General features: G+C 61.4%; 9 protein-coding genes and 7 tRNA genes. 12 read left to right on the forward strand and 4 right to left on the reverse strand.

Features of this window, described 5'->3' with window-relative positions; translation table 11 throughout:
- Positions 1 to 22: 22 nt before the first annotated feature.
- The 3 genes from AAF358_18440 to AAF358_18450 form a co-directional block, all read right to left on the reverse strand.
- A tRNA-Ser gene (locus AAF358_18440) sits at positions 23 to 113 on the reverse strand.
- Positions 114 to 225: 112 nt separating this feature from the next.
- Positions 226 to 417 (reverse strand): carbon storage regulator CsrA, encoded by a 192-nt coding sequence (csrA, locus tag AAF358_18445; GenBank protein MEM7707543.1) that lies wholly within the window; start codon positions 415 to 417, stop codon positions 226 to 228.
- A 121-nt stretch (positions 418 to 538) separates the two neighbouring features.
- A complete protein-coding gene (locus AAF358_18450; protein MEM7707544.1) occupies positions 539 to 1594 on the reverse strand; it encodes a cyclic nucleotide-binding domain-containing protein in 1056 nt (351 codons plus the stop codon).
- Between the two features lie 223 nt (positions 1595 to 1817).
- On the opposite strand from AAF358_18450, the gene AAF358_18455 reads away from it, so the two are divergent.
- The 12 genes from AAF358_18455 (at position 1818) to AAF358_18510 (ending at position 11728) form a co-directional block, all read left to right on the forward strand.
- Positions 1818 to 1894 (forward strand) — tRNA-Pro (locus AAF358_18455).
- Between the two features lie 8 nt (positions 1895 to 1902).
- Positions 1903 to 1979, forward strand: a tRNA-Arg gene (locus AAF358_18460).
- A 143-nt stretch (positions 1980 to 2122) separates the two neighbouring features.
- Positions 2123 to 2198 (forward strand) — tRNA-His (locus AAF358_18465).
- Between the two features lie 13 nt (positions 2199 to 2211).
- Positions 2212 to 2296, forward strand: a tRNA-Leu gene (locus AAF358_18470).
- A 291-nt stretch (positions 2297 to 2587) separates the two neighbouring features.
- Entirely contained in the window at positions 2588 to 3907 is a 1320-nt protein-coding gene (gene tig / locus AAF358_18475) for a trigger factor (protein MEM7707545.1), read from the forward strand.
- Positions 3907 to 4527, forward strand: a complete 621-nt coding sequence (gene clpP, locus AAF358_18480) for an ATP-dependent Clp endopeptidase proteolytic subunit ClpP (protein MEM7707546.1) — start codon at positions 3907 to 3909, stop codon at positions 4525 to 4527. Before tig ends, clpP begins: the two co-directional genes overlap by 1 nt.
- A 113-nt stretch (positions 4528 to 4640) precedes the next feature.
- On the forward strand, positions 4641 to 5906 hold the full coding sequence (gene clpX / locus AAF358_18485; GenBank protein MEM7707547.1) for an ATP-dependent Clp protease ATP-binding subunit ClpX: 1266 nt from the start codon (positions 4641 to 4643) through the stop codon (positions 5904 to 5906).
- Positions 5907 to 6142: 236 nt separating this feature from the next.
- Entirely contained in the window at positions 6143 to 8575 is a 2433-nt protein-coding gene (lon, locus tag AAF358_18490; GenBank protein ID MEM7707548.1) for an endopeptidase La, read from the forward strand.
- Positions 8576 to 9140: 565 nt separating this feature from the next.
- Positions 9141 to 9413, forward strand: coding sequence for an HU family DNA-binding protein (locus AAF358_18495; protein MEM7707549.1), 273 nt, complete (start codon positions 9141 to 9143; stop codon positions 9411 to 9413).
- A 14-nt stretch (positions 9414 to 9427) separates the two neighbouring features.
- Positions 9428 to 9503, forward strand: a tRNA-Val gene (locus tag AAF358_18500).
- Positions 9504 to 9512: 9 nt separating this feature from the next.
- Positions 9513 to 9589: transfer RNA gene (locus AAF358_18505), tRNA-Asp, on the forward strand.
- Positions 9590 to 9667: 78 nt separating this feature from the next.
- A complete protein-coding gene (locus AAF358_18510; protein ID MEM7707550.1) occupies positions 9668 to 11728 on the forward strand; it encodes a SurA N-terminal domain-containing protein in 2061 nt (686 codons plus the stop codon).
- 27 nt (positions 11729 to 11755) lie between these two features.
- On the opposite strand, the gene AAF358_18515 is transcribed toward AAF358_18510, so the two are convergent.
- The gene (locus tag AAF358_18515; protein MEM7707551.1) at positions 11756 to 12556 is read right to left on the reverse strand and encodes an enoyl-ACP reductase; all 801 of its coding nucleotides are present in this window, start codon (positions 12554 to 12556) and stop codon (positions 11756 to 11758) included.
- Between the last annotated feature and the right edge of the window lie 91 nt (positions 12557 to 12647).

Consider the following 12647-nt stretch of genomic DNA (forward strand, 5'->3'; position numbering starts at 1 on the left):
CGCGCATGCGCGGGTTTTTTAGTGGCGGAGAGAGAGGGATTCGAACCCTCGATGGGCTTTTGACCCATACTCCCTTAGCAGGGGAGCGCCTTCAGCCGCTCGGCCACCTCTCCGCGGGGGGCGTATCATAACTGACCTTTTTGGTGTTTTTCACGGAAAAAATGAAAAAAGGGCGTCGCGTCGCCTGGCGGGCGATCGCGGTCGCTCGGCGGTACGTTGGGTGACTTAGCTTTTCGCCGGGTTTTCGGCGTCGTCTTCCTGGCGAATTCGCTCGTAGATTTCTTCCCGGTGCACGGCCACGTCTTTCGGCGCGTTGATGCCGATGCGCACCTGGTTCCCCTTGACGCCCAGCACGGTGACCGTGATTTCGTCACCGATCATGAGCGTTTCGCCGACCCGGCGGGTCAGAATCAGCATGTTGTTCTTTCTTGGGTCACAGGGACTCTCCTATCCCGCGTCGCGTCGGTAAGCGACACCGCCGTGTCCTTTAAAGTAGCCCGATTGTCGCCCAAAGTTGCTGCTGCGCACAAGCGAGCGACTATTGCCCTGCCAGCATGGCCGACATGCCGCCTTCGATGAAGCTGGCGTTGATCCCGTGCTGAGACAGGAGGAAGGCGGCCGCGGAGCTGCGTGCGCCGCAGTCGCAGTAGGCGATATGGCTTCCCGCTGCATCGAGTTCAGCAATCGCGTCGCGGAGCCGGTAGAGCGGGATATTGCGACTCCCGCGAATCGACCGGCTGCCGTGCTCGTTCTCCATGCGCACATCAATGAGGACGGCGCCATCCTGCTTCACCTGACGGGCAGCCTCGCGCGCGGAGAGCGACTGAACGACCGGGCGAATCAGCAGCGCCTTAAATCGCTCCTTGGCCAGGCGCATCAGAACGCCGGGCTGCGTCATAACGACAGTGGCGTTCCGGGGCAGGCCGGAGATCAGCGCCTCTTCTCCAAAACTCTGTCCCGCCTCGAGCGTCGCGATCGGAATTGGTACTTGACCTGCCATGCGCCGCACCTCGGCCTGGCCCTCCACGATCATGTAGTAGTAGTCGCCGTCGTCACCCTGGCGAACAATTTCCTGGCCGGCCTCGCACTCCATGCGTTCGACCGCCGCAAAGAACAGCTCGATATTCTCCGTCGGCAGCTCACGGAAGATCTCGCTCTGCACGATTTGAAACATCCATGAACCGTCGAGCCCCTCGGCATCTGCAACGTCTGTCACGCTCAGGGAAGGCATCTCCCCGGTGACCAGCTGGCTGCGAGTCGCCAGGTCTTCCACCAGCCCTCGAGGTGCCTCGACCACCACGGCGGAATCGCTCGTGACCTGCGCGGTGTGTGGCCGGGGCTGCAGGTTGCCCATGGCGTAGCGCGCCGCGTCGTCCCCGACCGCGAGCGAGCGGACCTGTCCGCTGGCCGACTTGCGCGCAATGGCGCCGTCCGCCAGGAAGATGATGAGCTCGTCTTCGTCACCCTCCAGGTAGACGCATTCACCCTGCGTGAGCTCTCGCGTGCTCGCGGCGTCGAGAAAAGCCGTGAACTGCTCGGCCCCAAAGGTGCTGAGCGGATTGATGGTTCGAAGAACGTCCAGGTACTGTTCCATGGTCCGGAAGCGATCGGCCGTGATCGCAAGATGTTCGCATTTACGTTGGCTCGGTGCCAGATCGGTGAACGGACAACAGTACCGTTTTGGAGAGGGGCAGGGAATGATCGGGCCTGGACGGGTGCCGGGAAACCAACTATCCGGCTGTCGCCGGTGCGGCGACCCTCAGCGCCAGAGTCGTTGACTGGGGGCGGCCGGACCCGTACCATTCGACGGCTTTTTTCGGGGTATAGCGCAGTCTGGTAGCGCGCCTGCTTTGGGAGCAGGATGTCGGGGGTTCGAATCCCTCTACCCCGACCAGTTTCTCGGCGCCTGTAGCTCAACCGGATAGAGCACCGGCCTTCTAAGCCGACGGTTGCAGGTTCGAGTCCTGCCGGGCGCGCCAAGCTGGCGCCACGAGCGAAAGTCAGGGCGCCGGGTTGGACTGCGCGCTGCGGCGCGCGGGCAGTACCGACGGCGCTTGGCGAACGGTGCCAGGCGCGTCAAAATAGCCACGGCAGGTCGCCGACTGCCGACGGCAATACAATGGTGGGCGTAGCTCAGTTGGTAGAGCACTGGATTGTGGCTCCAGAGGTCGCGGGTTCAACCCCCGTCGCTCACCCCATTTTTTGTGCAGCGCGAAAGTGGCGGAATTGGTAGACGCGCTGGCTTTAGGTGCCAGTGGGGTAACCCGTGAGAGTTCGAGTCTCTCCTTTCGCACCAGCCACCACCGCGACGCAAAAGGCGTTTCACTCGCAGCAACGGCCTGGCCGACGGTTCGGCGGTCCGACCGGTGAATGTGGCAACAGGCGCGGGACGGCAACTATGCCGGGCGGGAAACGGATCGAAGCAACGCCGCTGCACGGCGACACACATTTCGCGCCCGCCATTGATTTTGACGGATGTAACCACTAACTAAGCACGTTGGGCCGGGCTGCTCCCGAATTTGGGGCGCGCCGCCAGCCCTCAAACAAAAAAAACCACCGGCACGACAGCACTGGCTGCGGAGGAAACATGCAGGTTTCGGTAGAAAATACGGGGGCGCTCAGCCGCAAGCTGACGGTTGCGCTGCCGGCACAAGAAATTGAGGGGAAGGTCAGCGGCAAAATGCAGGACCTGAAGCGTCAGGTCAGGCTCAAGGGCTTTCGGCCCGGGAAGGTGCCGATGACGGTCATCGAAAAGCGCTTTGGTCCTCAGGTTCGCGCTGAGGTGGTTGATGAGCTGGTCAACCAGTCCTTCCAGCAGGCGCTCAGCCAGGAAAACCTCCGCGTGGCCTCAGCCCCGCAGATCGACGCGCAGCCGCCTGAGCGCGATGTCGACTTCACCTACACCGCCGAATTCGACGTTTTCCCCGAGCTCGAGGAGCTCGCGCTTGGTGAGCTGGAAATCGAGAAGCCCACGGCCGAGGTGACCGACGAAGACGTCGACAACATGATCGAAACCCTGCGTCGTCAGCGCCAGAGCTGGGACGAGGTGGAGCGCCCCGCCACCGAAGGCGATCTGGTGTTCTTCCACTTCCGCTTCGAGGGCGACGGCGTCACGTTTCCGGAGGACGGTGAAGAGCGTGCTGGCGCCATTCTCGGCAACGGCGCCTTTGACGCGTCGATCGAAGCCGAGCTTAGCGGCATGGCCACCGAAGGCGAGAAGACCAGCGAGCTGACGCTCGACGAAAACTTCCAGGTCGAGACGCTGGCCGGCAAAACCGGGTCGCTCAGCCTGCGGGTGGAAAAGGTCCAGGCGCCGACATTGCCAGAGGTCGACGACGAATTTATTCAAGGTTTCGGCGTCAGCGAAGGCGGTATGGATCAGTTCCGCAGTGATGTGCGGGATAACCTCGAGCGCGAGCTCAAGCAAACCATCAGCCGGGTGATGCGCGCCGGCGTGATGAACCGGCTGGTTGAGAAGTATCCCGAGATGGCGGTTCCGGCATCGATGATCGAGCAGGAACAGCAGGCCATGGCCCAGACCGCTCAGCGCCAGCTGCAGCAGGCGGGCCAGGCAGATGCCGAGCTGCCCGATCCCGCGGGCTTTGAGGAAGCGGCCGAGCGGCGGGTGCGAGCCGCGATGCTCGTCAGCGAGGTCGCGCGCCACAACAGCCTCAACGTCGACGGGACTCGCGTGCAGGAAACGATCCAGGAGATCGCCTCCACGTACGAAGACCCGGCGGCGGTCGTCAATCTCTATTACAGCGATGAGAATCTGCTGAACAACGTCCAAAACCTGGTGCTGGAAGAGCAGGCGGTCGACTGCGTGCTGGAACAGGCCAACGTAACCGAATCGCCGGTGAGCTTTGATGAGCTGATGAACCGGGCCAGCAAGGGAGAAGCAGCATGATGGAAACCAGAGCTTTGAATCTCGTACCCATGGTGGTGGAGCAAACCTCCCGTGGCGAGCGGGCTTACGATATCTACTCAAGACTCCTCAAGGAGCGGCTGGTGTTTCTCGTCGGTCCGGTCGACGACAACGTGGCCAACCTCGTAGTGGCGCAGCTGCTGTACCTCGAGTCGGACAATCCTGAGAAAGACATCAACTTCTACATCAACAGCCCGGGCGGCTCCGTGACGGCCGGCATGGCGATCTATGACACGATGCAGTTCATCAAGCCCGCGGTCAGCACCATCTGCGTTGGCCAGGCGGCGAGCATGGGTGCGCTGCTGTTAGCGGCCGGTGAGGCCGGTAAGCGGGCGTGTCTTCCTCACTCGCGCGTCATGATCCACCAGCCGTCAAGCGGCTTCCAGGGTCAGGCTTCCGACATCGATATTCACGCCCGTGAAGTGCTGACGCTCAAGGAACGGCTCAACAAAATCATGGCCAAGCACACCGGTCAAACGGTGGAGGCGATCGAGAAAGACACCGATCGCGACCGCTTTATGAGCGGCGAAGAGGCGGTGGATTACGGTCTCGTAGACATGGTTCTCGAGGAGCGGGATTCGGCGCCGGTTCACGGCGTTTAGGTTTTTCTTCGACCTGCCGATATCCGTCGGAGGAACATTTCGACAGCAGGGGGCAAACGCCTCCTGGTGTGGTATCCTCGAAAAGGGTCAATACAGGCTGTAAACTGCGGTAAATGAGCGAAGAAAAATCCAGCAAATCCGACGGCGGTAAGATTCTTTACTGCTCTTTTTGCGGCAAAAGCCAGCATGAAGTGCGTAAGCTGATCGCCGGTCCCAGCGTATTCATCTGCGATGAGTGCGTCGAGCTCTGTAACGACATCATTCGTGAGGAGCTGGAAGAGAAATCAACGGCGGCGCGTAGCAAGCTGCCAAAACCTCGCGAAATCAACGACGTCCTCAACGAGTACGTGATCGGGCAGGAGCACGCCAAGCGTGTGCTGTCAGTCGCCGTTTACAACCACTACAAGCGACTTGAGGTCGACAACAGCAACGAAGACGTCGAGCTCGCCAAAAGCAACATTCTGCTGATCGGTCCGACGGGATCCGGCAAGACGCTGCTCGCCGAAACGCTGGCTCGTTTGCTGAACGTTCCCTTCACGATCGCTGACGCCACCACGCTGACCGAAGCGGGCTACGTCGGCGAAGACGTCGAAAACATCATTCAGAAACTGCTGCAGAAGTGCGACTACGACGTCGAGAAAGCCCAGACGGGCATCGTCTATATCGACGAGATCGACAAGGTGTCGCGCAAAGCCGAGAACCCCAGCATCACCCGCGACGTGTCCGGCGAGGGCGTGCAGCAGGCGCTGCTGAAGCTGATCGAAGGCACGGTGGCCTCCGTGCCGCCCCAGGGTGGTCGCAAGCACCCGCAGCAGGAGTTTCTGCAGGTGGATACGCAGAACATCCTGTTTATCTGCGGCGGGGCATTTGCCGGGCTGGAGAAGATCATTCAGTCACGTTCCGATAGCACCGGCATCGGCTTTGCCGCGACTGTTCGCAGCAAGGAAGAGTCGGCTGACCTCGGTGACGTCCTCCTGGACGTTGAGCCGGAGGATCTGGTGCGCTACGGCCTGATTCCGGAGTTTGTGGGGCGCCTGCCGGTGGTCGCCACGCTCCGTGAGCTGGACGAAGACGCGCTGGTTAAGATTCTGACCCAGCCTAAAAACGCCATCACCAAGCAATATCAGAAAATGTTTGAGATGGAGTCAGCGGAGCTGGAATTCCGCGACGACGCGCTGAGCGCTATCGCGCGCAAGGCGATGGAGCGCAAAACCGGTGCCCGCGGTCTTCGGACGATCCTCGAAAATGTGCTGCTGAGCAGCATGTATGACCTGCCGTCGATGGATGGCGTCAGCAAGGTTGTGATCGACGAGGCTGTCATCAACGGCGAGGCGGATCCCTACCTGATCTACGAGAACGCTCGCGCAGTCTCGGAGTAGGGGTCAGGGCCACTGTTGCCCGACCCCGCAGCCACAAACCGGGCTGCGGCGTTGAAACCCGGCGTCGCGAGCCCAATCTCTTTGCCAGAGCCCAGCGTCTGCCGGGAGAGCCCCTTTAGGCCTCCGACGCCGCCAGTTCGGCGGCCTGGACAGGGCAGGGGCGTCAGCAGACGCCGCCTCAAGGTCTGGCGAAAGCAAACGATCTACTACTATTAACGAGCAATCTGAGGTGCCCGATGGCCACTTCCCGTTCTGACGAAGCTAATCCGTCTCCCATGGACCTGGTCCACGTCCCCGTGTTGCCGCTGCGCGACGTGGTGGTCTATCCGCATATGGTGATTCCGCTGTTTGTGGGCCGCGAGCAGTCCATCCGGGCGCTGGACGTTGCGATGGGCGAGGACAAACGCATCATGCTCCTGGCGCAGCGCTCCGCGGAGGTGGACGATCCGCAGCCCGAAGACCTCTACGAGGTGGGTACGCTGGCGACGGTCCTGCAGCTGCTGAAGCTACCCGACGGCACGATCAAGGTGCTTGTCGAGGGGGCCGATCGCGCGCGGGTTGAGGCGATGGTCCAGCGCGACGAGCATTTTATTGCGACGGTCTCGGTGATCGATGCCGGCAGCGAGGCGGAGGATCGCGAGCTCGACGTGACGGCGCGCTCGCTGGTGTCGCTGTTCGAGCAGTATGTGAAGTTGAATCGGAAGGTCCCGCCCGAGCTGCTCGCGACCCTGTCAGGGATCGATGATCCGAGCCGTCTTGCGGACACCATCGCCGCCCACCTGGCGATCAAGCTCGAAGACAAGCAGGCGATTTTGGAGATCGGCGACATCGGCCAGCGCCTGCAGGCCCTCCTCGGGCTGGTCGAAGGCGAGATCGATGTTCTGCAAATCGAGAAGCGCATCCGCGGCCGTGTTAAAAGCCAGATGGAGAAAAGCCAGCGCGAGTACTATCTGAATGAGCAGATGAAGGCCATTCAGAAGGAGCTCGGCGATCTGGAGGAAACCCCGGGTGAGTCCGATGAGCTGGCCCGCAAGATCGCGGAATCCGGCATGCCAAAGGCGGCTGAAGAAAAGGCGATGTCCGAATTGGGCAAGCTCAAGATGATGTCGCCGATGTCGGCCGAGGCGACGGTGGTGCGCAACTACATCGATACGCTGCTGGGTCTGCCCTGGAAGAAGCGCTCGCGGATCCGCAAAGATCTGGCGGCGGCGGAAAATGCCCTTGAGGAAGACCATTACGGGCTGGACAAGGTCAAGGAGCGAATCCTTGAATACCTGGCGGTGCAGCAGCGGGTACGCCAGATGAAAGGCCCGATTTTGTGCCTGGTTGGCCCGCCGGGCGTTGGTAAGACCTCGCTAGGTCAGTCGATTGCCCGCGCTACCAACCGTCAGTTTGTTCGGATGTCACTTGGCGGCGTGCGCGACGAGGCGGAGATTCGGGGCCACCGCCGGACCTACATCGGCTCCATGCCTGGCCGAATCGTGCAGAACCTCACGAAAGCCGGCAAGCGCAATCCCCTGTTCATGCTGGACGAACTCGACAAGATGTCGATGGACTTTCGAGGAGACCCGTCGTCGGCGCTGCTTGAGGTGTTGGACCCGGAGCAGAACCACGCCTTTAACGACCACTACCTCGAGGTGGACCTCGACCTGTCCGAGATCATGTTTGTCGCCACGGCGAACTCGCTAAACATCCCGGGGCCGCTGCTGGACCGGATGGAAGTGATTCGGATCCCCGGCTACACCGAGGACGAGAAGCTCAACATCGCTCAGCGCTATCTGCTGCCCAAGCAGGAGAAGGCAACGGGGCTTAAGTCAGACGAGCTTGAGGTGAATGAAGACGCGCTGCGCGACATCATTCGGTACTACACTCGGGAGTCCGGCGTGCGCTCGCTGGAGCGCGAGATTGCCAAGATCTGCCGGAAGGTGGTGAAAGAACTGATTCTGGACAAGGAGAAGACCTCCATCGCGGTCGGGTCGGACAATCTGGATACCTACCTCGGCGTGCGTCGTCACCGCTATGGACTGGCGGAGGAAAAGGACGAGGTCGGCCTCGCTACGGGCCTTGCATGGACCGAAGTGGGTGGCGAGCTTCTGAGCATCGAGGCCACCGTGGTCAACGGAAAAGGAAAAATGCTGCTCACCGGCCAGCTCGGTGACGTCATGCGTGAGTCGATCCAGGCGGCGATGACCGTCGTCCGAAATCGGGCGGCAACGCTCGGTCTCAAAGACGAATTCCATGCCGCGGTCGACGTACACGTCCACGTGCCGGAAGGCGCGACGCCCAAAGATGGCCCGAGTGCCGGTATCGGCATGTGTACCGCGCTCGTATCCGCGCTTACCGGAATCCCCGTGAAGTCTGACGTGGCGATGACTGGTGAAATCACGCTGCGGGGTCGCGTGCTGCCGATCGGCGGACTGAAGGAGAAGCTGCTGGCTGCGCATCGAGGCGGCGTGCAGACGGTCCTGATTCCTGAGGACAACAAAAAGGATCTGGCCGATATTCCCGAGAACGTGAAGGGCAACCTGAATATCGTTCCGGTGAGCTGGATTGATGAGGTCCTTGAACAGGCGCTGGCGGCACAGCCCGTCCCGCTGAGTCAGTCCGAAGAGCTGCCGGCTTCCGACAAGCCCGACGACCCGGAGTCGGAGTCGATCCGCGCCCACTGATTGGGTTCCCGGGGCGAGGCCCCTGCTAGACCTCCAGGCCGACCGTCGACACGCGTCTTCGATCGGCCTTTTTTGTTGTCGGCCAGGCGATGGAGAGCAGGGTAAGGGCCGGGTCGGGGCAACGGCCGAGGCTTCGAGGAGTTCGGCTGCTTATTCAAGGCGTTGTGCGGCTGTGACGCCAAGTCACTTTAGCTCAAAAAAAGAACTTAAGCCCCAAGAAAATGTCAACCGTTTCGGTGCAAAAACCGACCTTTCTTCCGCAATTGTTTTCCCGCGCAGGCCGCGTGGCCATTGACTTTTCGGCGAATAAGACAGTTGCGTGACAATTCCTTGCCCTCGTCCGGAGGGGCTGGTATAAACGCTTCTTCGCTGAGGCGGCTGGCTATTCGTGGGGAGGCTTCGAGGCAATTCCTGGGGCCACATTCCAGCCGACTCGGAAGGGGTGAACGTCAGCAGCAATCGGCTACATTCACATACTCAAGCGTACCTCGGAAACCGGCCCATCGATGGCCGTTAACGGAAAGTCCCGAGCCGGGGTGGGCCGCATACATGAGGAAGAAAAACTATGAACAAAACTGAGCTCGTCGAAGCAGTATCAAAGGCAGCAGACCTGAGCAAGAGTGACGCAGGCGAAGCGGTAGAGGCAGTCCTCGCAGCAGTCACCAAGGCCCTCAAGAAGGGCGACACGGTGTCTCTGGTTGGCTTTGGTACCTTCAGCGTTAAGAAGCGCGCAGCGCGCACCGGTCGGAATCCGCGTACCGGCGAAACCATCAAAATCAAGGCGTCCAAAATCCCGTCATTCAAGGCTGGCAAAGGCCTTAAGGATGCCGTAAACTAGCGCGCCTTCTCGGGGGGTGCTTAGCTCAGCTGGGAGAGCATCGCCCTTACAAGGCGAGGGTCGCAGGTTCGAGCCCTGCAGCACCCACCACCAGGTTCAGGAGTGGTAGTTCAGCTGGTTAGAATACCGGCCTGTCACGCCGGGGGTCGCGGGTTCGAGTCCCGTCCACTCCGCCATATAAGCAAAGGGCGCCCCAGGGCGCCTTTTGTTTTTTTGACTTGCAGGCCTGAAGTCAGGCCTCGGAGCGAAAGCCAATGATGCAGGCAATCAGGGACCGGGCTTCAGGATTCATCGCCTGGACGATTATCGGATTGATTTGTGTAGTGCTCGTTGCCACCGGCGGTTTTGAGTACTTCAACACCACGCCGCAGGATGCGGTCGCCGCGGTCAACGGTGAAGAGATTCCGCTGGCCGAGTTTACGCAGAGCTTTAGCCGCTACCGTGCCCGGCTGCAGTCGCAGTTTGGTGGATCGTTGGGAAACGACTACTTTGACCAGCCGCTGATTCGTCGCGAACATCTGGAGCTGCTGATCAATCGGGAGATTCGGGTTCAGGCGGCCCAGGAGGCTGGCCTCACCATCACGCCTCGGCGTCTGCAGGACTCGATCCAGAGCTTTGAAGCGTTCAACGTTGGGAACGTGTTCAGTCAGGACCAATATGTCGCGCTGCTTGCGCAGCAGGGTGAGACACCCCGCAGCTTCGAAGCAGGCCTCGCAGACGAGCTGCTGTACAACGAAATTCCCGCGGTGCTGTCAGCATCAGCCTTCGCGCTTCCTTCCGAGATCTCCCGCGCCCAGCGACTTCAGGCGCAGCAGCGGTCGTTTCGGCACGTAGCGTATACCTCGGAGGAATTCCGCGACCAGGTTGTGGTCACCGACGAGGACATCCAGACCTACTACAACGAAAACCCGGCTCAGTTCACCAACCCTGAGACGGTGATCATCGAGTACGTACTGCTGTCCAGCGCCAACCTCACGACCGATCTAGAGATCAGCGAGAGTTCGCTCAAGGCTCGCTACGACACGCAGAAGGGTCGCTTTGTGATTCCCGAGCGGCGCCGCACCTCACATATCCTGATCGAGGTCGGCGAAAACGCGCCGGCGGAGGAGCTCCAGGCGGCGGAGGCTCGGGCCGCCGAAGCGACCTCCCGGGCTCGCGCGGGGGAGGACTTCGCCGAGCTAGCCAAGGAGCTGTCTGACGATATCGGGTCAGCGCAGGCTGGTGGTGACCTCGGATGGGTCGAACGCGACGTTATGGTCGAAGCGTTCGAGCAGGCGCTGTTTGCGATGGAGGTTGACACCATTTCTGACCCCGTCAACACGGCGTTTGGCTTTCACGTGATCAACCTCCTGGAAGTGGAGGAAAGCCGCGGCAAAACCTTTGAGGAAGCGCGCGAGGAGCTGACCGCCGAGTACCGCGAAACCGAGCTCGAACGGCTGTACCTGGAACAGCAGGACCGGCTGTACGATCTCAGCTATGAAGATTCAGGCAGCCTCCAGACGGCCGCTGATTCGCTGGGGTTAGAGATTCAGACCAGCGAACCGTTTTCCCGCACCGGTGGCGCCGGGGTCACGGCCAACCAGCAGGTTATTCAGGCGGCTTACGCCGACCAGGTGCTGCTGGAGGGCTCGAACAGCGACCCGATCAGCCTGAGCGAAACCGAGACCATTGTGCTGCGCGTAAACCAGCGAATTGACGAATCGCTTTCGCCGCTCGAAGAGGTGAGGGAAGACGCGCGCGCGAGTGTCTTGAGTCGGGAGGCTCGCGAGCTGGCCCGGGAAGCCGCCCAGTCGCTGAGCGACGCGGCAGCTGACGCCGGAACCCTGGCGCTGGCCCTGGCGGCGCTGCCGGCGCCGATGACCCCTGCGGACGATCCCGCTGCTCTACCGGAAGCAGACGCTGCCGCGCAGGAAGCGGATGAGGCGAACGAGGGTGGAGCCGCTGAGAGCGACGCGGAAGAATCGTCCGAGGAGGACGCCGCCAAAAGTGTGGTGGAAAGCCTGGACGTGCCCCGCTTTGGCCGCCCCGGAGAGGTTGATGGTCAGCTGGCTCAGGGCGTCTTTCGCCTGGCGAGGCCGGCCGACGCTGAGCCGACGTTTGGCCTGGTTGCCGGAGGCCCGGAAACCTTCTACGCCGTCTCGCTGTTTGCCGTGACGGAAGGCCAGGAAGACGACAACGCGATTGAGCGGGTCTCCACTCAGATTGAGCGCAAGCTCTCGGGCGAAGAGGTTGCCGGCGCTGACGCTCAGCTCCGGGCGGCCGCTGAGATCGACGTGATTGAGGAGCGGCTGACGCCGGTCGGCGCGACCTTCTAACGCTGCCTGGACGCCGGTGTCACGACGCTATCCGTCGGCGTCCTGGTTGAGGTCCGGCATGCCGAGGATGCTGTAGCCCGAGTCGACGTAGGTGATTTCGCCGGTAATGCCGGAAGCCAGATCGGAACACAGGAAGGCCGCAACGTTTCCGACTTCCTCGGTGGTGATGGTCCGCCGCAGCGGTGCCGTACGTTCCACGTGGTCCAGCATCTTGCGGAAATTTGAGATCCCGGCAGCGGCGAGGGTCTTAATGGGTCCGGCGCTGACGCCGTTGACCCGAATGCCATCGGGGCCAAGGCTCTGGGCCAGGTATCGCACGGCCGCTTCCAGACTGGCCTTCGCCAGCCCCATCACGTTGTAGTAGGGCATCGCCCGCATGGCCCCCAGGTAGGACAGCGTCAGCAGAGCGGCGTTTCGGTCTTTCATCAGCGGGTGCATGCTCTTGGCCAGCGCCGCAAAGCTATAGGCACTGATGTCGTGAGCGATCTGAAACCCCTCACGGGTCACCGCCTCCGCGAAGTTGCCGACAAGCTGTTCCCGCGGCGCAAAACCCACGGAGTGGACGAGGATGTCCAGGCTACCCCAGCTCGTGGTCAGCGCGTCGGTGACCGCCGCAATCTGGTCGTCTTCGGCGACATCACAGGGCAGCACAATCGACGAGCCACACTGGTCAGCGATTTTGTCGACCCGAGATTTCAGCTTTTCGTTCTGATAGGTAAAGGCGATCTCCGCTCCCTGCCGGTGCATGGCTTCCGCGATGCCCCAGGCGATAGAACGGTTGCTGGCAACCCCGACAATCAGCGCTTTCTTCCCGGCTAGAAATCCCATGGTTTTTACTCTTCCCTCAATTGATTCAGTACGGCTGGCAGCAGCGCGATGTCGATCGCTTCATCCCTTGGGACTGCCGCTGCGCCAGGCT

The organism is Pseudomonadota bacterium (assembly GCA_039033415.1).
Classification (GTDB): domain Bacteria; phylum Pseudomonadota; class Gammaproteobacteria; order Xanthomonadales; family SZUA-38; genus JANQOZ01.